At 72.4% G+C, this 19,112-nt stretch carries 17 protein-coding genes; 3 read left to right on the plus strand and 14 right to left on the minus strand.

All coding sequences use genetic code 11. The features are described 5' to 3' along the window. The 14 genes from KAK03_RS13910 to KAK03_RS13975 are packed head-to-tail and all read right to left on the minus strand — an operon-like array spanning position 1 to position 14,749. Positions 1-489: an ExbD/TolR family protein gene (locus KAK03_RS13910; RefSeq protein ID WP_210854550.1), complete on the minus strand. Its 489-nt coding sequence runs from the start codon at positions 487-489 to the stop codon at positions 1-3. 4 nt (positions 490-493) lie between these two features. Further along, on the minus strand, positions 494-1,135 hold the full coding sequence (locus tag KAK03_RS13915) for a MotA/TolQ/ExbB proton channel family protein (RefSeq protein WP_210804151.1): 642 nt from the start codon (positions 1,133-1,135) through the stop codon (positions 494-496). Next, the gene (locus tag KAK03_RS13920) at positions 1,132-1,422 is read right to left on the minus strand and encodes a hypothetical protein (RefSeq protein ID WP_210854551.1); all 291 of its coding nucleotides are present in this window, start codon (positions 1,420-1,422) and stop codon (positions 1,132-1,134) included. The genes KAK03_RS13915 and KAK03_RS13920 overlap by 4 nt, the downstream gene beginning before the upstream one ends. Then, positions 1,419-4,478 (minus strand): tetratricopeptide repeat protein, encoded by a 3,060-nt coding sequence (locus tag KAK03_RS13925; RefSeq protein ID WP_210854552.1) that lies wholly within the window; start codon positions 4,476-4,478, stop codon positions 1,419-1,421. The genes KAK03_RS13920 and KAK03_RS13925 overlap by 4 nt, the downstream gene beginning before the upstream one ends. Next, positions 4,465-6,435 (minus strand): hypothetical protein, encoded by a 1,971-nt coding sequence (locus tag KAK03_RS13930; RefSeq protein ID WP_210854553.1) that lies wholly within the window; start codon positions 6,433-6,435, stop codon positions 4,465-4,467. Before KAK03_RS13930 ends, KAK03_RS13925 begins: the two co-directional genes overlap by 14 nt. Next, positions 6,432-6,986 (minus strand): AraC family transcriptional regulator, encoded by a 555-nt coding sequence (locus KAK03_RS13935; RefSeq protein WP_210854554.1) that lies wholly within the window; start codon positions 6,984-6,986, stop codon positions 6,432-6,434. The genes KAK03_RS13930 and KAK03_RS13935 overlap by 4 nt, the downstream gene beginning before the upstream one ends. 5 nt (positions 6,987-6,991) lie before the next feature. Continuing rightward, positions 6,992-8,125, minus strand: a complete 1,134-nt coding sequence (locus KAK03_RS13940; RefSeq protein ID WP_210854555.1) for a DUF3570 domain-containing protein — start codon at positions 8,123-8,125, stop codon at positions 6,992-6,994. Further along, on the minus strand, positions 8,112-8,333 hold the full coding sequence (locus KAK03_RS13945; protein WP_210854556.1) for a DUF4266 domain-containing protein: 222 nt from the start codon (positions 8,331-8,333) through the stop codon (positions 8,112-8,114). The genes KAK03_RS13940 and KAK03_RS13945 overlap by 14 nt, the downstream gene beginning before the upstream one ends. A gap of 2 nt (positions 8,334-8,335) precedes the next feature. Beyond that, complete coding sequence (locus KAK03_RS13950; RefSeq protein WP_247661154.1) at positions 8,336-8,833, minus strand: TlpA disulfide reductase family protein; 498 nt, start codon at positions 8,831-8,833, stop codon at positions 8,336-8,338. Positions 8,834-8,841: 8 nt separating this feature from the next. Then, positions 8,842-9,477 carry an outer membrane beta-barrel domain-containing protein gene (locus KAK03_RS13955; RefSeq protein WP_210854558.1) on the minus strand — a complete coding sequence of 212 codons (636 nt, stop codon included), beginning with the start codon at positions 9,475-9,477 and terminating at the stop codon, positions 8,842-8,844. Positions 9,478-9,490: 13 nt separating this feature from the next. Next, on the minus strand, positions 9,491-10,255 hold the full coding sequence (locus KAK03_RS13960; RefSeq protein ID WP_210854559.1) for an SH3 domain-containing protein: 765 nt from the start codon (positions 10,253-10,255) through the stop codon (positions 9,491-9,493). After that, entirely contained in the window at positions 10,252-10,806 is a 555-nt protein-coding gene (locus tag KAK03_RS13965) for a hypothetical protein (RefSeq protein WP_210854560.1), read from the minus strand. The genes KAK03_RS13960 and KAK03_RS13965 overlap by 4 nt, the downstream gene beginning before the upstream one ends. Beyond that, entirely contained in the window at positions 10,803-13,772 is a 2,970-nt protein-coding gene (locus tag KAK03_RS13970) for an HzsA-related protein (RefSeq protein ID WP_210854561.1), read from the minus strand. The genes KAK03_RS13965 and KAK03_RS13970 overlap by 4 nt, the downstream gene beginning before the upstream one ends. Continuing rightward, positions 13,769-14,749: an FAD:protein FMN transferase gene (locus tag KAK03_RS13975; protein ID WP_310738599.1), complete on the minus strand. Its 981-nt coding sequence runs from the start codon at positions 14,747-14,749 to the stop codon at positions 13,769-13,771. Before KAK03_RS13975 ends, KAK03_RS13970 begins: the two co-directional genes overlap by 4 nt. A gap of 318 nt (positions 14,750-15,067) precedes the next feature. Between KAK03_RS13975 and alaS the strand changes: the two genes are divergently transcribed. From alaS to KAK03_RS13990, 3 genes are all read left to right on the plus strand, one after another. Beyond that, positions 15,068-17,719, plus strand: a complete 2,652-nt coding sequence (gene alaS / locus KAK03_RS13980; protein ID WP_210854562.1) for an alanine--tRNA ligase — start codon at positions 15,068-15,070, stop codon at positions 17,717-17,719. A gap of 16 nt (positions 17,720-17,735) precedes the next feature. Then, complete coding sequence (locus KAK03_RS13985; RefSeq protein WP_210854563.1) at positions 17,736-18,338, plus strand: hypothetical protein; 603 nt, start codon at positions 17,736-17,738, stop codon at positions 18,336-18,338. A gap of 228 nt (positions 18,339-18,566) precedes the next feature. After that, positions 18,567-19,106, plus strand: a complete 540-nt coding sequence (locus tag KAK03_RS13990; protein WP_210854564.1) for a GNAT family N-acetyltransferase — start codon at positions 18,567-18,569, stop codon at positions 19,104-19,106. Positions 19,107-19,112 lie beyond the last annotated feature (6 nt).

Here is a 19,112-nt window from a genome sequence, read left to right on the forward strand (position 1 = left end):
TCACTTCCCCTGCGGAGCGTCGCCCAGCGAGATCACCGGAAACAGCTCGGCCTTGACCACCTCGGTGCCGCGGGTGGTGCGGCCCTCTCGGGTGGCATCCATCAGCGCCACCAGGGTGCGGTAGGGTGTGTCAGGGCGGGCCAGCAGCGTGGCGGCCTTCTCGTCCGGGAACTTCGCCTTGACCTGGTGCAGCAGCGCGTTCAGCGCGCGCACATCCGGGCCGTCGGCGGTGTGCGGCAGGTGCGCGATCAGGCCACCGATGCGGTCGCCCACGTCGATCGCATCGGCGCGCAGCACCAGCTCGAGCTGCAGCTTGTCGACCTGCAGCTTCTCCACGCCGGCGGTCTGCGCCGGCAGGTTCAGCTCCAGCACCGCCAGCCGGGTGAACACCGCGGTGGACAGCAGAAAGGGCACTAGCACCACGATCAGGTTGATGAACGCGGTGACCTCCAGCGCCGCTGGCGCCTTGCGCAAGCGTCGGATCGCCATGATCTCAGTGCGTGCCGGCCAGGCGCTGCACGGTGTTCAGGAAGCTGATCTTGGCGGCCTCCAGGCCGTCGACGATCTCCGCCGTGCGCGCCTGCAGGAAGGCATGCACCAGCAGGAAGGGAATGGCCACCATCAGCGCGAAGGCGGTGTTGTTCATCGCGATGGAGATGGACGCCGACAGCAGCTCGGCCTTCTCCGCCGGGTTGACCTGAGCCACCGCGGTGAAGGCCTTGATCAGGCCCATGATCGTGCCCAGCAGGCCGACCAGCGTGATCACGTTGGCGAAGGTGGCGATGTAGTGGGTGCGCTTCTCCAGGCGCGGGACGATCTCCATCATCCCTTCTTCCATCGCGGCGTCGATGTCCTCGCGCTTCTTCGAGGTCTGCAGCCGGTCCAGCCCGTTGGCCACCAGCTTGCCCAGCGCGGCGTCCGACGCACTGGCCAGCGACTGCACCTGCTTGAGCTGGCCCTGGCCCAGCAGCGGCTGTACCTGCTCCCAGAGTGCGCGGTTGTCGCTGCGCGCGCGGCGCAGGAAGACGAAGCGCTCGATGGCAATCGCCAGGCCCAGCGACATGATCAGCAGGCTGGGGTAGATGAACAGGCCGCAATCCTGGAAGAACTTGACAGCGGTATCGAAGGCATTCATCGGGGGCTCTCGTTGGCGGTGGGTTGGGCGGTGGGGTTGGATTCGTTGGCAAAGCGCAGGCGGCGCTTGTGCACGTCGCGGTCGAGCGGGGCCAGCACCTCGTCGACCAGGCTGGTGGGCGGCTTGCCCTGCAGCGCATCTGGCAGCGGCTTCTTCCAGGGCACGATGTAGATGACCTTGGGCAGCTCGCGGTTGCCGACGATGCGGCTGGGGTCCATGTCGGCGCGGTCCTGCGCGCCGGCCGCGCAGGCGGCCAGCAGCAGCACGGCGGCAGTCAGGGCTCTCATGTGGCCTCCTTCTTCACCGGGGCAGCGGCCTTGGCGGCGCGCGGTTTGAGCTCGGCCACCCACTTGCCGACCTGGGCGTCACCGCCGGGGGTCAGCTCGAGGTAGCGCTGGTACTGGGCGAGTGCCGCCACCGGCTCGTCCAGGTACAGGTCCAGCAGCACGCCCAGGTTCAGCACCGAGGCGGCGTGGCCCGGCTCGGCGGCCAGGGCCTGTTGCCAGCGCGCGCGGGCCTCGGGCAGCTTGCCTTGCTCGCGCAGCGCGATGGCCTCGCGGTTGAGCTGCGCGGCAGCGCCGGCGGCCTCGTCGCGGCGCTCGGCCTTGGCCCAGCGCGCCGGGCGCAGCGTGCGCAAGGCGGCCAGGCTCTGGCGCACCGGCTCGTCCCACTGGCCCTGGCGCACGCGGGCCGCGTTGGCTTCGTGCAGCGCGATGGCTTTCTCCTCGAACGGGTAGGCCTGCTCTTCCAGCAGCACGTCGTACTGTTCGCGCTCGGCCTTGCTGAGCTTCTTCGGCCGCTGCGACTTCAGCAGCGCCTGACCGAACTCCTGGTAGAGCGATGCGCTGGCAAAGGTGGCGGCGGTGACCCCTTCGGCCACCCCGTCCTCGGCGGCCACGCCCCAGGCCTGCAGCGCGGCCTCCAGGCGGGTCTTCTTCAGCGCCAAGGACTTGGCCAGCGGCTCGGTCAGCGCCACCGCGCGGCAAGCCTCGTCCGCCGGCCGGGCCAGCGCCAGCGCGGCCTGGGCCGACAGCAGCCTGCTTCGCGCGGTGCGGGCGCTGCCGCCGGCGCGCTCGCTGGCCAGCAGCTCGCGCTGCCAGGCCAGCGCCTGGGCGGGGCTGCGGGCGTGGCGGGCCAGTGCGGCGCGGGCCTCGGTGGCCTCGGGCAGGGGCCGCGGCCAGGCCTTGAGGTAGCGCTCCCAGGTGGCGGCGGCGTCACGGTCCTGCGCGCTCTCGCGGCGCTGCGCAGCCAGCCACAGTGCGGTGCGGCGGGCCTCGGGCTCGGTGGCGCTGGTGGCCACGCGCTCGTATTCGGCGGCGGCCAGGGCGGGGCGCTGCAACTCGTCGTAGGCCAGGGCCAGCCGGGCCGGTACCTGTGCCTGCAGCGCATGGCCGGGGTGCTGGCGGCGGAAGGCTTCCAGCGCCTCGGCGGCGCGCGGCCAGTCCTTCAGCGCGATCCACTGCGTGGCGGCGTCGAAGTCGGCGTTGGCGCGGATCGAGGCGCCCGGCGCGGCGCTGCCCACCTTGGCGAACAGCGCGGCGGCCTGGGCGCCCTGGCCGCCGTCGCGGGCGGCTTCGGCCTGGCGGTAGATGGCCGCGGCCAGGCGCTCGTTGAGCGCAGCGCGCGACGCGTCGCCGTCGGGCGTCAGCGCCAGCACCTGCTGGGTGGCGCGCTCGGCGTCGGCAAAGCGGCCGGCGTCGAAAGCGGCGCGGGCCTGCACGCCCAGCGCGCTGCGGCGCACCGGCGCGGCGGGCTCGGGCTGCCAGGCCAGCACGCGGGCGGCGCTGGCCTGGGCCTGTGCGGCCTGGCCGGCGCGCAGCTGGCGCTCGGCGGCATCGGCCAGCACGGCGGCGGCGCGCGGATCAGCGGCATGGCGTTCGGCAAAGCGCAGCGCACTGGACAGGCGCTCAGCGGCCAGCGCGGCGTTGTCCGGCGCGGCCTTCAGGCGTGCGTCGTGCGCCAGCAGCGCGGCGTAGCCGGCCTCGGCGCTGCGCGGGTGCGGCGGGTCCTGGTAGGCGGAGCGCTCGTACTCGGCGGCGGCGCTGTCGTACTGCCGGTCCTCGAACAGCAGCTCGGCCAGCAGGAAGCGCTGGCGCGGGCTGTCGGCGTCGTCGGGGAACTGGGCCAGCAGCGCCTGGTACCAACGCACCGCGGCTTGCACATCGGCAGCCTGGTGGCTCTTCTGTGCGGCGGCGTGGTGGCGCTGGGCCAGCTCGCCCAGGAACTCGCGCACCAGCGGGCGGGCGCGCTGCCAGGCCTCGGGGGCACTGGCCTTGAAGGCCGGATCCAGGCCGTAATGCTCGACGAAGGCCAGCTTGGCGGCCAGGGCCTGCTGCTCGAAGCCGGCTTCGGCGTGGATGCGCACCACCTGGGCCTGCAGCAGCGGCGCCATCGGGTCCTGCGGCGCGCGGCGAACGAAGGCGCCCAGCGCGTCGGCGGCATCCTTGGGCCGGTCCTGCTTCAGGTACAGCGCGGCCTGGTTCTGGTACAGCCGCACCGCGTAGCCGGCGCGCTGCGGGCTGTCGACCAGCGGCGCGATGGCGGCCACGCCCTGCAGGTTCTCCAGCGCCAGCGCGATGACGCGCAGCACGTCGTCGACCAGCTCGCGGTTGGCGCGCGACAGGCCGGGCAGTTGCTCTACCGGAACGGCGGGGTCGCGGCCGGCCAGGTGGGTGTCGAGCACCGCCATGAAGTTGCCCAGTGCCGGCTCCAGCCGGGCCTGCTTGAACTGGCTCCAGCCCTGCATGTAGCGGGCGCGCTCGGTCAGCCCGTGCGGGCGCGGGCTGGCCAGCACCGCGCCGAAGGCGGCTTCGGCCGGCGCGTAGCGGCGCGCCGAGAACAACAGCTCGCCGCGGCGGAACTGCGCTTCGTCGAGCGCCGTGGTCTGCGGGTAGGTGGCCACCAGGCGGTCCAGCGTGGCCAGCGCGGCGGGCGCGTCGCCGCCCAGCTCCTGGGCGCGGGCCAGCTGGTAGAGCACGCGGTCGTTGCCGGGGTCGTTGGGCGTTTCCTTCAGCAGCGTCTGGTAGCGGGCGATGGCGGCGCGGTAGTCGGCGCTGGCGCCGTCCTGGCTGGCCAGGCGGGCGTCGGTGGCGTCCATCTCCAGGTCACCCAGGCGGCGCAGGGCCTGGGCGCGCTGCTTGGCGTCGGGCTGGGCGGCCAGCAGGGCCTGCCAGGCGGCCAGCGCCCGCTGCTCATCGGTGGGCAGGCGGCCGGGGGTGACGGCCGGCAGCGGGCGCTGGGCCAGGGCCTTGAGCGTGGGCTGGTCGTCGCCGGGCAGCGGGCCGCTGGCGCAGCCGGCCAGGGCCAGGGCGGCGATCAGCAGGGCGGGCTCAGCGCGGCGCATCGGTGGCCTCCGGGGTGTCCAGCGGCTGGCGCGCGCGGTCGTGCAATTGGGCGATGCCGTAGCGGGCCTGCTGGGCATAGGCACCCAGGCGTTGCTGCTGGGTCTGCAGCGCCGCCAGCGCCAGGTGCTGCAGCGCGCCGGCCTGCTCGCGCGCGGTGCGCTGCAGCGGCGGCAGCAGACGGGTGATGCGGGCGTCGAGCGCATCCAGGCGACGGGCAAAGTCGTCGAAGGCCTGGCGCTGGTCGGTCGGGCGGCCGCTGAAGCGCTGGCGGCGCGCCTGCGCCTCGTCCAGCGCGCGGGCACTGGCCTGCAGCGCGCGACGGGTGGTCCAGGCGGCCTCGGGCGCGGCCTGGGCCAGGTCCCACTGCAGGCGCCCGGCCAGCAGGCGCAGGCGCTCGGCATGGGCGGCCTGCTGCTCAGGCGGCAGGTCCTGCAGCGCGGCGCGCACGCGGGCGATGCGCTGCTGCAGCGCGCGCTGGCGCTCATCGGCAAAGGCCTGGCCGTCGCCGCTGGATTCGGCGGCGGTCAGCGCGGTCTCCAGCGCCGCCTGCTGGCGCTGCAGCGGCGCCACGGCCAGCTGGCCTTCTTCGGCGGCCAGCGCGGGCAGGCGCTGCTCGAAGACGGCGCGTCGGTGCGCCAGCATGTCGCGGTAGCTGGCGATGGTGCCCTGCCAGGCGCTGAGGTGGGCGTGCAGGAACTGCAGGTCGCGCAGGGTCTTGTAGCCCTCCTGGAAGGCGTGGTCGGCCAGCACCGGCGCCAGCTGCGCGGCGTGCGGCAGCGGCGGCAGGGTCTCGGCGCTGCGCGACCAGGCCATGGCGTCGGCCGGGTTCAGCGCCACCAGGGCGTCCAGCCAGGCGTCGCGCTGCAGCTCGGCCTGGGTGGCTTGCAGGCGCTGCTGTTCGGTGTCGAAGCGGGTCAGGGCGTCGCTGTAGGCGGCCTCGGCGGCGGTGTCGGCCCCCAGCTCGGCCAGCGCATAGGGGATGGCGATGCGCGACTCCAGCACCGCGGCATCCCCAGGGTCGCGCCCGGCCAGCTCCTGCCAGGGCAGCAGCGCGCGGCGGGGGTTCTTCAGCGCCAGGTCGGCCCAGCCGAAGCCCAGCAGCGCCTTGGCCGAGGATGGGCCTTGCAGCCGCACGCGCTCCAGCGCGGTGCGGGCCGCCTCGGGCTCGCTGGCCTGCAGCGCGGCATAGCCCAGCGCCAGGTTGGCCTGGTCGCGCAGCGCGCGCTGGGATTCGTGCGCGGCGGGCATGGTGCCCAGGCGCTCCAGCCAGGGCCGCCCTTCGTCCAGCCGGCCGGCGCGCACCAGGGCCACGCCCAGGTTGTAGCGGGCGTAGAGCGGGGCGTCGTCCACGGGCCTGCCCTGCGGGTCGGTGGCCAGGCTGACGCCCAGCCAGGCCCAGAAGCGGGCCCACCAGCTGCGCGCCGGGCCGGTGGTGGCGCTGGGGTCGTAGGGCTGTTCGGCCAGCGCGGTCAGCGCGGCGGCCGCCGCATCGGGCTGCTGTCGGGCCAGCGCCACCTGGGCGGCCAGCAGCGCGCGCGCCGGCTCCAGGCCGTCGGCCAGCGGGGCGCCGATGCGGTCCAGCGCGGTCTGGGCCTCATCGTCCAGGCCACGGGCGTAGCGCACCTGGGCCAGGAAGTACCAGGCGCGGTCGCGCACGGCGGCGTCGGCGCTGTCGGTCAGCAGCCGCTCGAAGACGGCGGCCGCTTCGTCGTGCATGCCCCAGGCCAGCAGCAGGCCGCCGCGCAGCAGCGCCGCCTCGTCGCCGTGCAGGCCCAGGCGGTCGAAGTGCTGCGACACCATCAAGGCGCTCAGCGCGTCGAAGTGGCGGTCCTGGAAGAAGAAGAACAAGCCATCGCCCCAGTGCGGCGCCTGCAGCGCGCGCACCGGCGGCGGATCGACCGCGGCCTGGGCCGGCACGGCCGCGGCCAGCGCCAGGGACAGCAACAGACGCTTCACTGCCAGACCTTGACGTCGAACTCGGGCTGCAACTTGGTCAGGCGGTCGGTGATGCGCAGCTCGATGTAGCGCGCCTCGCCGGCCTTGTCGAAGTTCAGCGTGGTGGCGCGCCGGTAATCGCGCGCATGCGGGCCCTGGCCGGTGAAGAAGGCGGTGACCTCGTGCGTGCCGGCCTTCAGGTTGCCCAGCCACAGGCGCTGCACGCCGCCGCGGTGCAGCGCGGCCACCTCGCGCTCGGTGTAGAGGTGCTGCGCGACCACCTTGTCGTCGAGCTTGACCTGCACCGACTCCAGACCGAAGAGCTGGCCCACGTCCATCGACACGAACACCGCCACCTGGCTGCTGGCCGGGTAGAGCAGTTCCTCTTCCAGCACCAGCAGGTCGCGGTTGAGCTGCAGCACCTGGGCCTTCAGCGCCTGGGCGCGGGCGTCGAGTGCAGCATCGGGCTGCGCCGGGGCGGAGGCGGCCGGTGCGGCCGGCGCCGCGGTCTGGGCCAGGGCGGTCGAGGGGCCGGCGAGCAGGGCCAGCACGAGCAGGAGGAGGCGGGTCATCGGTGTCAGAAGCTGCCGGTGGCCTGCACTTGCAGCAGCAGGCCGGTGAATCGGTAGGCCGCGCCGGAGCGCAGGTCGGTGTAGTCGCTGTGGCGGAAGTTCACCAGCTCGAGCGAGCCGCCCAGACGCAGGTTCCAGTCCTGCCAGCGGCCGCCGGCGGCGCGGCTGGCCTTGGCGCCCAGGCTGGTGCTGGTGAAGCTGCCCAGCTGGCGGTTGCGGCTGACGTAGAGCGTCTCGCGGGTGGCGTCGTCGCTGTAGAAGCTGGCCGCCTGCTGGCGGTTGAGGCGCACGAAGCCCTCGGCCAGCCAGTCGCCCAGAGCGCTGCCGAGGTAGCGGCTGTAGCCGCCTTCCAGCGTCACGGCCTGGATGCCCCAGTTGTCGCGGTAGAGGCGGCCCTCGGCGCGCATCGCCTGACGCACGCTGTCGGACGACAGGTCGCCCTGCACACGCAGCTTGACGGCCTGGCCGCTGCGGCTGCGCGGCACGCGCTCGGGCACCAGCGCGCCGAAGACGCGCGCGGCTCGGTAGGGGCTGCCCAGGTAGCCGTCATCGGCCAGCGATTCGGCGCTGAGCGCGGCCAGCCAGCGCGGGCTGAGCACCTGCGTCCAGCCGGCGCGCCATTGCCAGTGGCGGGCCTCATCGGCAAAGCCCGGGTCGCCATGGCGCTTGACCTGGTCGGCGCCGCGGCTGAAGCCCAGGCTCACCGTGGCCATGCCGCTCCAGACCTCCTGGCTGATGTCGGCGCTGAGCGTGCGGGCGGTGTAGTCGGGCTCGGTGCTGTTCGTCAGTCCCAGGTGCAGCAGGGTGTCGCGCACTGCGTGGTCGACACCCACGCCCAGCTCGGTGCGCGTCTCCTTGAAAGGGCTGGCGGTGGTGACCACGTCAATCGAGGCATTGCTGACCGCATCCACGTAGAGCTGACCGCTGAGCTGCACCCGGTCGGCGATGCTCTTGCGCACCAGCAGCGCCGGACCGATGGCGCGCACGCCGCCGCCGTTGTAGATGTGGACCAGCGCCTCGGCGCCGTCGGGCGGCAGGTCCACCGCCTGCGCGGCGGGGGCGAGCAGGGCGCCGCCGCCCAGCCCCAGCGCGCGCGCCAGCAGGCGGGCAACGCGGCGCAGCGTGTCAGTTGCAGCCACAGCCGCCTCCTTGCACGCCGTTGGCGCCACGGGCAGCTTCGCGCACCGTGTAGACGTGCTCGCGGTGGCGCGCGGCCAGCTGGTCGCGGCCCGGGTTCATCATCGGGTCGGCCAGGCGCTCGCGCTCGTAAGGCGCAACCCAGGGCTCGGGGATGGCGCAGCCGGACAGCGCGGCGGCGCACAGCATCAGCATCAGCGTGGGCTTCATCGTCAGTCTCGCAGCAGTTCGCGCAGCTGGGGTTCGTAGAGCGACTCGACCCAGCCGGCCTGGTAGCCGCGGTGCAGGCGGCGCAGCACGCCGTCGCGGTCGATCAGCAGGGTGCTGGGCATGGCCTTGATCTCGTAGAGGCGGCTGACCGCCTTGTCGGTGTCCAGCAGCACCGGGAAGGCGGTGCGCAGCTTGTCGACGGTGGCGGCGGCGTTCTTCGGCTCGTCGTCGACGTTGACGCCCCACAGCGCGAAACCCGAGGCGCGGTACTTGTCGTGCAGGCGCGAGAGCAGCGGCATCTCGTCGCGGCAGGGGCCGCACCAGCTGGCCCAGAAGTTCAGCATCAGCACCTGGCCGCGCTGCTCGCGCAGGCGCAGCGGCGCGCCGCTGAGCTGGCGCAGCGTGAAGTCGGGCGCCGCCGCGCCCGGGGCGATGGTGGCGCGTGCGGGCAGTGCGGCCGCGGCCAGCGGAGCCAGCAGGCAGTGGCGTCGGGTCAGCATCATGGCGCTCAGAACAGGAACGAGGCGCCCAGCGTCAGCTCGGGGTTGTGGGTGCGGTCGCGCTGGCCCAGCAGGTCCAGCGGGAACAGGTGGTCACGCAGGTCCACGCGCAGCGCCCACTCGTCGCGCAGGAAGACGCGCCAGCCCATGCCCAGGTTGAAGGTCTGCGCGCGCTGGCCGTTGAAGCGGGTGGTGCCGACGCCGCCGATCAGGTAGAGCTGCGTGGGCAGCGCGCGCTGCGCGCCCAGGAACAGCTCGCCGGGCAGCAGGTTGTAGCCGGCCGAGAGGTTCATGTAATTCAGCGTTTCCTGGCCCGGCGTGATCACGCCGCCGGGCAGCACGCGGCGAAAGGCCTCGTCGCTGACCTTGGCCTGGCCCAGCGCGGCCTCGACGAACCAGTCCTCGGTGAGGTGGTAGGCCAGGCGCAGGCCGGCCGCGCCCTGCGTACCGAAGTTCTGCACCGAGTAGATGCCGAAGAACAGCCCCACCTCGAAATCGGTCGAGGGCAGGCGCGGCAGCTTCACGTCACGCCGTTCGACTGTCGGCTGCACCGGCTGCTCGGCCGGCGGTGGGGTTTGGGCGCGGGCCAGGGGCAGGGAGCAGGCCAGGGCCAGTGCGGCCAGGAGGTGGGTCAGGGGCTTCATCGGTGGGGTGGGGTCAGAAGAAGAAGGACAGTCCGGCGTTCAGCGCGCGGTACTCGCCATAGCCGCTGTCGCCCAGCAGCGCGGTGTAGAGGGTCCAGTCCAGGCGCACGACGAAACGTTCGGCCAGGTGCACCCGCAGGCCGGCGGTGGCCAGGCCCATGTTGACGTTGGTGCGTGCGTCGTCGACCAGGCTGTTGTTGGGCAGGTTGTTGAAGCGCCCCAGGCCCACGCCCACGAAGGGCGACCAGCGCTGGTTGGACCAGGGCTCGCTGACGATCTGCACCTGGGCCAGCGAGGTGCCCGAGTACACGCCCTGCACCTGGCCGATCGCCAGCTCCAGCGCCAGCGCCTCGTGCAGGCGCCAGCCGGCCCACAGGCGCACCATGGGCTCGGACTGGAAGCGGCCGATCATCGCGCCGGCCTCGACGCGGCGCTGCAGGTAATCCTGCAGCTGCAGGCCGGCAAAGCGGGTGGGCTGGCCGTCGTCGCCCAGCGTGGCCAGCAGCTGATCGCGCGTGACCCAGCCGACCTGGCCGGTCTCGGCACGCAGCTTGAACCAGTCGGTGTGGCGCCGCTCGACCTGCACCCAGGCGCCCCGCTCGGCCACGTAGTGCACTGGGTAGCCGCGGCCCGGGCCGGTGCGGAACTCGATGAAGGGGTCGGCCACCTGCACGCGCTGCACGGCGGCCAGGCCGGGACCGTCCACGCCCTGTGCCTGCGCGCCCAGCACGCCCAGGGCCAGCGCGGCGGCCAGCAGATGTCTTGTCAGCCAGCTCATCGGGTGTTGCAACTGCCGGTGGCCGGGTCGGCCGGGGTGAACATCGCGTAGGTGGCGCTGCTGAACTCGTCCTGGTCCTTGGGGGCCGGGTGGGTGATCCAGTAGCGGATGCGCAGCGCCAGCTCGTCGTCGGCACTGCCCAGCACCTGGCCGCCGCCATGCAGCATGCCCAGCAGCAGCGGCTTGGCCAGCAGCCGGCTGCCCTCGGGGTTGCCGGGCACGGTGACGCCCTGGGCGGAGTAGAAGTTGCGGTACATCTGGCTGGCGCGGATCTCATCGGCCGTCAGGCCCAGGTCCACCGTGGCGGCGTTGCCGATCAGGCGCAGCGCGCCGCCGGTGCCGTTGGTGTTGTCATGGCAGCCACCGGCGGCGCAGGTGGCGGTGCCGCCGCCGGGCAACGTCAGCGGCGAGCTCAGCAGCGGCTGCACGCACTTCTGGAAGTAGGCGAAGGCCAGCTTCTGGCCGCTGGCGCCTTCCGGGTTGTCGATGTCGGCGGCGCCGCCGCAGCCGGCCAGCAGGGCGGCGGTCCATGCCAGGGCGATCAGTCTCATGGGGTGGGGCATCCGCTGGCGATCCAGCTGTAAATGGCCTGGTAGCCGGCGCTGCCCACGGGCAGCGGGGCACGGGTCTGGCCGGTGGCGCCGCTGGGGTGCGGGCGGGTCGACGGCTGGGCCAGCAGCGGGTTGGCCGCGGGCTGGCAGGTGTTGGTGACCATCGACAGCGTGACGTTGTAGTCGCCCTCGGCGTCGCCGGTCAGCACGAAGCGGTTGCGGCGGAAATCGGTGCCGCGGCCGCTGCCCACGCCCATGTGGCAGGCGGTGGCGCAGGTGCTGCTGAGCACCGGCAGCACCTTGGCGGTGAAAGTCTGCTGGCTCAGCGTGCGCACCTCACGCACCTGGGCGTTGGCGTCGAAGGGGTCGTTGTAGTACTTGCCGCCCAGGTCGATCCACTCGGCCACCAGGCGCTTCTCGGCGGCGTTGAGCAAGGCGCTGTGGTTGACCGCGGGCGTGGGGTAGATCGTGCGGGTGTCGGCGCCGGCCATCAGCGTCTGGCCGCTGAGGATCTCGACCAGCCGGCTCTTGCGCGCCAGGCCCGCCGCATCGCCCTCGCTGGCGCCGGTTTCCACCAGTGCCGGCTCGCGCACCACCTCGGGAACGCCCTCGACCAGACGCGTCACCGGCAGGCCGGTGACCGGGTCGATCACCGGCGCGCCCACCAGCAGCGACTCGTAGCTCAGCAGACGGCCGGTGCCGGCGATGCTGGCGCTCAGGTCCAGCGCGGCGCCGGCGCCGTGGCAGCGGGTGCAGGTGTTGCTGCCGCGGTCGCGGGTCCACAGGGGCTGGATGTGCTCGGGGTAGTTGATGACGCCGCGCAGCGGCACGGTGGTGGCCAGGTCATTCGCAGCCAGGGCGTTGCCGGTATAGCGCAACGCCACGCTGGGCCGGGCCTGCACCCCGGGGCGGGCGGTGTCGGCCCAGACGTCCCGCGACAGGAGGTCGGTCGCCAGTTGCAGCGCGCTGGGGTCCAGCCGGGTGCGGGTGGAGGCCATGGTCTCGCCCGACAGCCGCGCCGAGGCCATGGCGCTGCGCCAGGCGGCCGGCACGGTGTCGACCACCGCGCCGGAGTTCAGCGCGCCGCCGCGCCGTGGGCTGTGGCAGCCGTCGCAGGTGCGGCGCTCGCCGGGGCGCACCTGGATCCAGTTGGTGTGGGTCTGGAAGGCGCGGCCTTCGGTGTCCACCACCGCCAGGCCGATCGGCGTGTCGGCGGGCACGCGCAGCTTGAACGAGCCGTCGGGTTCGATGGGTGCGTAGCCCAGGATCTGCTGCGGCTCGAAGTTGGTCTCGCCGATCGCATGGCGCAGGCCGATCGAGCCCGATGGCGGCGCCACCGCCCGCATCACGCGGATGAAGCGCGCCGGGCTGCACAGGTAGGCACTGTCGGCCGGGTCCTTCATGCGCAGCAGGTGGGCGACCTGGGCGCGGGTGTCGGCGGCGTCGGTGGGGGTGGTCTTGGGGATGGGCTCGCTGCAGGCACCGGCGGTGTCCACCGGAGCCAGCACCGGGTCGCCCATGCGGCCCAGGCCGTCGGTGTCGTAGACGCTGCGCACCTCCAGCAGGCCCAGCTTCTGCGCCGCCAGGTCGCTGTCCAGGTTGGTGGGCTCCACCACCTTGGGCTCGGTGCGGGCCACCAGCGCGATCGGGTCGGTGTACATGAAGCCCGGCGGCGGCGAGGCCACGTTCAGCCAGGTCTGCTGCTTCGGGTTGAACATGTAGATCGCGTAGTGCGGGCGCACGTTGTCCTGCAGCTCATCGGCCTCGCGCTGTTCGATCGTGCGGTTGGCATCGCCCAGGCGGTCCAGCTCGGCCTGCGTCAGCGAGGCGCAGGGCACGACATCGGTGCCGCGGTGCACCTCGCAGGGTTTCCAGGCCACCAGGATGCGGTCGGTGCCGTCCCACAGCGGGTAGGGCGTGGTGGCGCGGCCGAAGGGCGAGAAGCCGCGCTCGGCGTTGAGCGTCTTGTCGGTCATCGCCACCTGGCCGCCCTGCGCGGGCACGTCCTTGTTGGCCGGGGTGTTTTGCTCGGAGTAGTTGGCCACGTCCACCCGCACCAGCGCGCCGCCTTCGTGGGTGCGCTGCAGCGGCATCAGATCGGAGGTGATCTGGCCGGCGTAGGCGCCCTGGGGGTCCATGTCGCGCGGGTTCAGGAAGGTGTTGCCCTCGCTGTGCGAGCCGTACAGCACGAACAGGTCGGTGCCGTCGGGCTTCATGCGGAAGACCTTGAAGTGGTTGCGGTCCGCCACATGGTCCCAGCGCGAGAACATCACGTCGCCGTTGAGGCGGATCACCGGGTTGCGGTCGTGGCTCTGGTTGAACGAGACCTGGGTGATGGCCGCGCCGTCGGCGTCCATGGTGTGCAGGTTGAAGACGCGCTGGCGCTCATACTCGTCCAGCGCGTAGTAGCTGCGGCCCAGCGCCTGGTTGGCGTAGGAGCCGGTCTGGCGGTTGCTGCTGAAGACGAAGCCGCGGCCGCCGGGCAGGTAGACCGGGTCGACGTCGTCGCTCTCGGTGGAGGCGGTCAGGCGGCGGAAGCTGCCCTTGGTCAGGCCGCCGCTGCTCATGTCGTATTCCCAGATGTTCCAGCGCCCGGTGCAGGCGGGCAGGCCGCCGATCGTGGCGCTGTTGCTGGCCGGGCAGCGCATCGCGAAGACGATCTTCTTGCCGTCGTAGGACACCTCGGGGTCGGAGGCATCGCCGCGGCCCTGGGTGAATGCCGCGGTCAGGTTGTGTTCGGGCGCGCTGGGCGAGGAGGTCTCGCGCAGCATCAGATCGCCGCCTTCGGCAAAGCCGCCACCATCGGTGGGGTTCAGGTTCAGCGTGTCGGCGCGCTTGACGTAGGCGATGGGGATGTCGCCTTCGACGATCACGCTGTCGCTGCTGCCGCTGCCGGAGCAGGCGGCCAGCACGGCGGCGGCGGCCAGGGCAGCGGTCAGCCACCCGATCGGACGTGTCAGGGTCATGAATGGCTCCCGTTGAATCCGGCGCTGGCGTGCAGCACGCCCTGCGCATCGACCAGCACGGCGTCGACGCCGGGCCAGTCCTCGAGCATCGCGAAACCCCGGCGGGGCCCGTGGATGAACAGCATCTTGGACAGCGCCTCGGCCGTGACCCCATCGGGCGCCAGCACCGTGACGCTGGTGGCGCCGCGCGCCGAGTCGCCGGTGCGCGGATCGATCAGGTGGTGGTGGCGCACGCCGCGGCGTTCGAAGCCGCGCTCGTAGTCGCCCGAGGTGGACACCGCGGTGTCCTGCAGCGGCAGCACCGCCACGGTGTCGCCCTTGCGGCGCGGGTGGGCGATGCCCAGCTGCCAGGGCCGGCCGCGGCGGTCGCCCAGCAGGTGGCTGTCGCCGCCGGCGGCCACCATCGCGTGCTGGATGCCGCGCTGACGCAGTAGCGCCACCGCGCGGTCCACCGCATGGCCCTTGGCGATGCCGCCCAGGTCGATGCGCATGCCGGCGCGGCCGAAGCGCAGCGTGCCGGCACGGCGGTCCAGGTGCAGCTCGCGCCAGTCCACCAGGCCACGCGCTGCCGCCAGCAGCTGCGGGCTGGGCACGGTGCCGGCACGGTAGTCGTAGAGCTGGCCGATGGCGGCGAAGCTGATGTCGAAGGCGCCGTCGGTGCGGGCCGAGAAGTCCAGCGCCCGCGCCAGCAGTGTGGCCATCTCCTCGCGCAGCGGCACCGCATGGTGGGCCGCCTCGCGGTTGATGCGCGAGAGCTCAGAGGCCGGCTTGTGCGGGCTCATCAGGCGGTCGATGCGGTGCATCTCGTCGAAGACCACGTCCAGCGCGGCCTCGCCCTCGGCGGGGCTGTCGGCCCACAGCTCGGCGCTGATCGCGGTGCCCATGATCGCGGCCTCGCGGCGGTACCAGCCGGGCACGGGTGCGACCGGCGGCGCCGACCGGCGCAGCACGCGGGGCAGGGCGGCCAGCAGGCTCACGGCGCGCTCCGCAGGGCGGTGGAGGTTGTTGGGCAAAGCAGCGGCCCGACCTCGCTCACAGGCGGTGTCATACGGGGGGTCCTTGTGGGTCTCTCGTTCGCCGGCGGTGGGGGTCAACCGGCGGCGAGAATGTAACAACGCGGCCTTCTGAAACGCGTTACAACTCGTTCGATTGGGCAACCGTGCGCGTGCATCGGCGCCGCGTGCGGCCGGGCCCAGGAGGTGGCACTTCTATAATCCGCAGCTTCGCCTCCACCCCGGTGGCGCCCAGGGCCGCGCCCTGCTGCCGGGCCCCGCCTCGAACACCGAAAGTCCCGGATGAAAGCCTCCGAGATCCGTCACACCTTCCTGAAGTTCTTCGAGTCCAAGGGCCACCAGATCGTGGCCTCCAGCCCGGTCATTCCCGGCGACGACCCGACCCTGCTGTTCACCAACGCAGGCATGAACCAGTTCAAGGACGTGTTCCTGGGCTTTGACAAGCGCGCCTACAGCCGCGCCACCACCAGCCAGAAGTGCATCCGCGCCGGCGGCAAGCACAACGACCTCGACAACGTGGGCTACACCGCGCGGCACCACACCTTCTTCGAGATGCTGGGCAACTTCAGTTTCGGCGATTACTTCAAGAAAGATGCGATCGCTTACGCCTGGGAGCTGCTGACCGGCCACTTCAAGCTGCCCCCCGAGAAGCTGTGGGTCACGGTCTACTCGGAGGACGACGAGGCCTACGAGATCTGGAACAAGGTGGTGGGCGTGCCCGCCGAGCGCATCGTGCGCATCGGCGACAACAAGGGCGGCCGCTACATGTCCGACAACTTCTGGATGATGGGCGACACCGGCCCCTGCGGGCCCTGCACCGAGATCTTCTACGACCACGGCCCCGACGTGGCCGGCGGCCCCCCGGGCAGCCCCGACGAAGACGGTGACCGCTACATCGAGATCTGGAACAACGTCTTCATGCAGTTCAACCGCACTGAAGACGGCGTGATGCACCCGCTGCCCAAGCCCAGTGTCGACACCGGCATGGGCCTGGAGCGCATCACCGCGGTGCTGCAGCATGTGCACAGCAACTACGAGATCGATCTCTTCGTGGCGCTGCTCGCCGCCGCCAAGAACGCCGTCGACCATGCGACGCCCCACCGGGCCGAGGGCGGCTGCGACGCCGGCAGCCCCAGCCTGAAGGTCATCGCCGACCACATCCGTGCCTGCGCCTTCACCGTGGCCGACGGCGTGATCCCCGGCAACGCCGGCCGGGGCTTCGTGCTGCGCCGCATTGCCCGCCGCGCGATCCGCCACGGCTACAAGCTGGGCGCGCGCGCGCCCTTCTTCCACACCCTGGTGCACCCGCTGGCCGCCGAGATGGGCGAGGCCTACCCCGAGCTGCGCGCCAACGCCGACCGCGTGTTTGCGGTGCTCAAGCAGGAGGAAGAGCGCTTCTTCCAGACCATCGACCGCGGCATGGAGATCCTCGACGCCGCGCTGGAAGCGCTGGGCACGGCCGGCGGCAAAGTGCTGGACGGCGAGACCGCCTTCAAGCTGCACGACACCTTCGGCTTCCCGGTGGACCTGACCGGCGATGTCTGCCGCGAGCGTGGCTACACCGTGCACCAGGGCGATTTCGAGGCGGCGATGAGCCGCCAGCGCGAGCAGGCCCGCGCGGCCGGCAAGTTCAAGATGGCCCAGGGCCTGGAGTACAGCGGCGTGGCCACCGCCTTCCACGGCTATGAGCACCTGGTGTGCGAGACCTCCAAGGTCGTGGCCGTCTACGTGGACGGCTCGCCGGTCGCCAGTGCCAAGGCGGGGGATGACGCCGTGATCGTGCTTGACCACACCCCGTTCTACGCCGAGAGCGGCGGCCAGTGCGGTGACGCGGGCGAGCTGCGCAACGCCAGCACCAAGGTCGAGGTGGCCGACACCTTCAAGATCCAGGCCGATGTCTTTGGCCACCAGGGCCACATCGCCGAGGGCGAGGTGAAGGTGGGCGACGTCTTCACCGCCAAGGTCAACGCCGAGCTGCGTGCGAAGACCGTGCGCAACCACAGCGCCACCCACCTGATGCACAAGGCGCTGCGCGAGGTGTTGGGCGGCCATGTGCAGCAGAAGGGCTCGCTGGTCACGCCCGAGCGCACCCGCTTCGACTTCGCCCACACCCAGCCGATGACGGCCGACGAGATCCGCCGTGTCGAGGCGCTCGTCAACGCCGAGATCCTGGCCAACGCCGCCGCCAACGCCCAGGTGATGGCGCTGGACGATGCGCAGAAGAGCGGCGCGATGATGCTCTTCGGCGAGAAGTACGGCGAGACCGTGCGGGTGCTCAGCATCGGCTCCAGCAAGGAGCTGTGCGGCGGCACGCACGTCAAGGCCACGGGTGACATTGGCCTGTTCAAGATCGTGGCCGAGGGCGGTGTGGCCGCCGGCATCCGCCGCGTCGAAGCGGTGACCGGCGACAACGCGCTGGCTTACCTGCAGGGCCTGGAGAACACCGTCAACGCCGCTGCCGGCGCGCTCAAGGCCGCACCGGCCGAGCTGCCCGGCCGCATCGCCAGCCTGCAGGAGCAGGTGCGCGCGCTGGAGAAGGACATCGCCGCGCTCAAGGGCAAGCTGGCGTCCAGCCAGGGCGACGAGCTGGTGGCCCAGGCCGTGGACATCAAGGGCCTGAAGGTGCTGGCTGCCACGCTGGACGGCGCCGACGCCGCCACGCTGCGCAACACCCTGGACCAGCTGAAGAACAAGCTCAAGACCGCGGCCATCGTGCTGGCCAGCGTGGACGGCGCCAAGGTGCAGCTGGCCGCCGGCGTCACCGCCGACAGCATGGCCAAGCTCAAGGCCGGCGAGCTGGTCAACTTCGTCGCCCAGCAGGTGGGCGGCAAGGGCGGCGGCAAGCCTGACATGGCCATGGCCGGCGGCACCAATGCCGCCGCGCTGCCGGCCGCGCTGGCCTCGGTGGCCGGCTGGGTCAGCGAGCGGGTCTGAGTGGCCGCAGGTGACCGTGGCTGACCTGCTGGCCGCGCTGCAGGGCCTGGGCTCGCTCGGCTTCTTCGGCTGGTTCTTCCTGGGCCTGGCGCTGCTGTGGCTGAACGCCCGCGCCGGCCTGCCGCGCGCGCGGCGCGACCTGCAGCTGCGCGGCGGCGGCTTCGCGCTGTTCCTGGTGGCCGCCGTGCTGGGCCTGGGTCAGGGCCTGGTGGCGCTGTGGCCCTGGCCGCCGCAGGCCGCGCTGCTGTGCGCCGCCGCGGCGCCACTGCTGGCCGGCTGGTTGCTGGCCAACGGCCGCTGGGGCTGGGGGCTGCTGCTGGGCTTCAGCTTCCCCTTCTTCCTGCTGATCGCGCTGACCGCGTTCGTCGGCCAGTGGCTGGACCTGCGCGTGCTGGGCGGCGGCCTGCTGGCGTTGGCGCTGCTGGCCAGCCTGGCCGGTGCGCTGCTGACCTGGCGCCTGCCCCGGCCCGAGGTGCCACCCTTCGCCACCCACTTCCAGTTCCGCCGCGGCTTCGGCGGCCCGGGCTTTGGTCGGCGCGGGCCGGCCAACGACGACGATGTGGTGGACGTGCAGGCGCGCGACATCGACGAGCCGCCGCCGCCGGCCTTGCCGCGCTGACTTGACGGCGCCCCGCTGTGGCCCCTAAGCTGCAGCGCATGTCGCGCTCCCCGCTGATTACCATTCGCACCCTGCACACCCCCGTGGTGGGCCAGGGCGCGTTCGTCATGGTCCACCTGCGGCCCTAGCGGGTCTTGCGCGACACCCCGCAGCCACCGCTGCACCGCCCAAGGCCCGCGCACCCCGCGGGCCTTGTTGTTTTCAGCCCCCCGATCCAGGAGACTGAGCATGAGCACCGATCCCGAGAACCCGCCGAACCTCCTCTTGCGCCGCGCCCGCGCCGACGACGCGCGCGACGTGGCCGCGCTGATGAGCGACCCCAGCGTCTACGCCCAGACCCTGCAGATGCCCCACGCCAGCGAGGCCTGGTGGCGCGAGCGTCTGACCGCGATGGACAAGCCCGGCGTGGAGCTGCAACTGGCGGCCGAGCGCGACGGCCGCGTCGTCGGCCTGGCCGGTCTGCACCAGCCCACCCCGTCGCCGCGCCGCCGACATGTGGCCGGCCTGGGCATCACGCTGGCGCGCGAGGCGCAAGGGCAGGGCGTGGGCGACGCGATGATGCGCGCGCTGCTGCAGCATGCCGACGAGTGGGCCGGCCTGCTGCGGCTGGAGCTGACCGTCTACGCGGACAACGCCCGCGCCATCCGCCTGTACGAGCGGCATGGCTTCGAGCGCGAGGGGCTGATGCGTGGCTATGGGCTGCGTGGCGGCGCGTATGTGGACTGCGTGGCGATGGCGCGCTGGCGCGATGCGCCGAGTCATCCGTGAACACGT

This window comes from Ideonella alba, assembly GCF_018069845.1.
In the GTDB taxonomy this organism is placed as follows: domain Bacteria; phylum Pseudomonadota; class Gammaproteobacteria; order Burkholderiales; family Burkholderiaceae_C; genus Ideonella; species Ideonella alba.

Bases quoted from the DNA above. Each gene is read 5' to 3' on its own strand.
- KAK03_RS13910 (WP_210854550.1), bottom strand. From the start codon at position 489: ATGGCGATCCGACGCTTGCGCAAGGCGCCAGCGGCGCTGGAGGTCACC.
- KAK03_RS13915 (WP_210804151.1), bottom strand. From the start codon at position 1,135: ATGAATGCCTTCGATACCGCTGTCAAGTTCTTCCAGGATTGCGGCCTG.
- KAK03_RS13920 (WP_210854551.1), bottom strand. From the start codon at position 1,422: ATGAGAGCCCTGACTGCCGCCGTGCTGCTGCTGGCCGCCTGCGCGGCC.
- KAK03_RS13925 (WP_210854552.1), bottom strand. From the start codon at position 4,478: ATGCGCCGCGCTGAGCCCGCCCTGCTGATCGCCGCCCTGGCCCTGGCC.
- KAK03_RS13935 (WP_210854554.1), bottom strand. From the start codon at position 6,986: ATGACCCGCCTCCTCCTGCTCGTGCTGGCCCTGCTCGCCGGCCCCTCG.
- KAK03_RS13945 (WP_210854556.1), bottom strand. From the start codon at position 8,333: ATGAAGCCCACGCTGATGCTGATGCTGTGCGCCGCCGCGCTGTCCGGC.
- KAK03_RS13950 (WP_247661154.1), bottom strand. From the start codon at position 8,833: ATGCTGACCCGACGCCACTGCCTGCTGGCTCCGCTGGCCGCGGCCGCA.
- KAK03_RS13955 (WP_210854558.1), bottom strand. From the start codon at position 9,477: ATGAAGCCCCTGACCCACCTCCTGGCCGCACTGGCCCTGGCCTGCTCC.
- KAK03_RS13960 (WP_210854559.1), bottom strand. From the start codon at position 10,255: ATGAGCTGGCTGACAAGACATCTGCTGGCCGCCGCGCTGGCCCTGGGC.
- KAK03_RS13965 (WP_210854560.1), bottom strand. From the start codon at position 10,806: ATGAGACTGATCGCCCTGGCATGGACCGCCGCCCTGCTGGCCGGCTGC.
- KAK03_RS13970 (WP_210854561.1), bottom strand. From the start codon at position 13,772: ATGACCCTGACACGTCCGATCGGGTGGCTGACCGCTGCCCTGGCCGCC.
- alaS (WP_210854562.1), top strand. From the start codon at position 15,068: ATGAAAGCCTCCGAGATCCGTCACACCTTCCTGAAGTTCTTCGAGTCC.
- KAK03_RS13990 (WP_210854564.1), top strand. From the start codon at position 18,567: ATGAGCACCGATCCCGAGAACCCGCCGAACCTCCTCTTGCGCCGCGCC.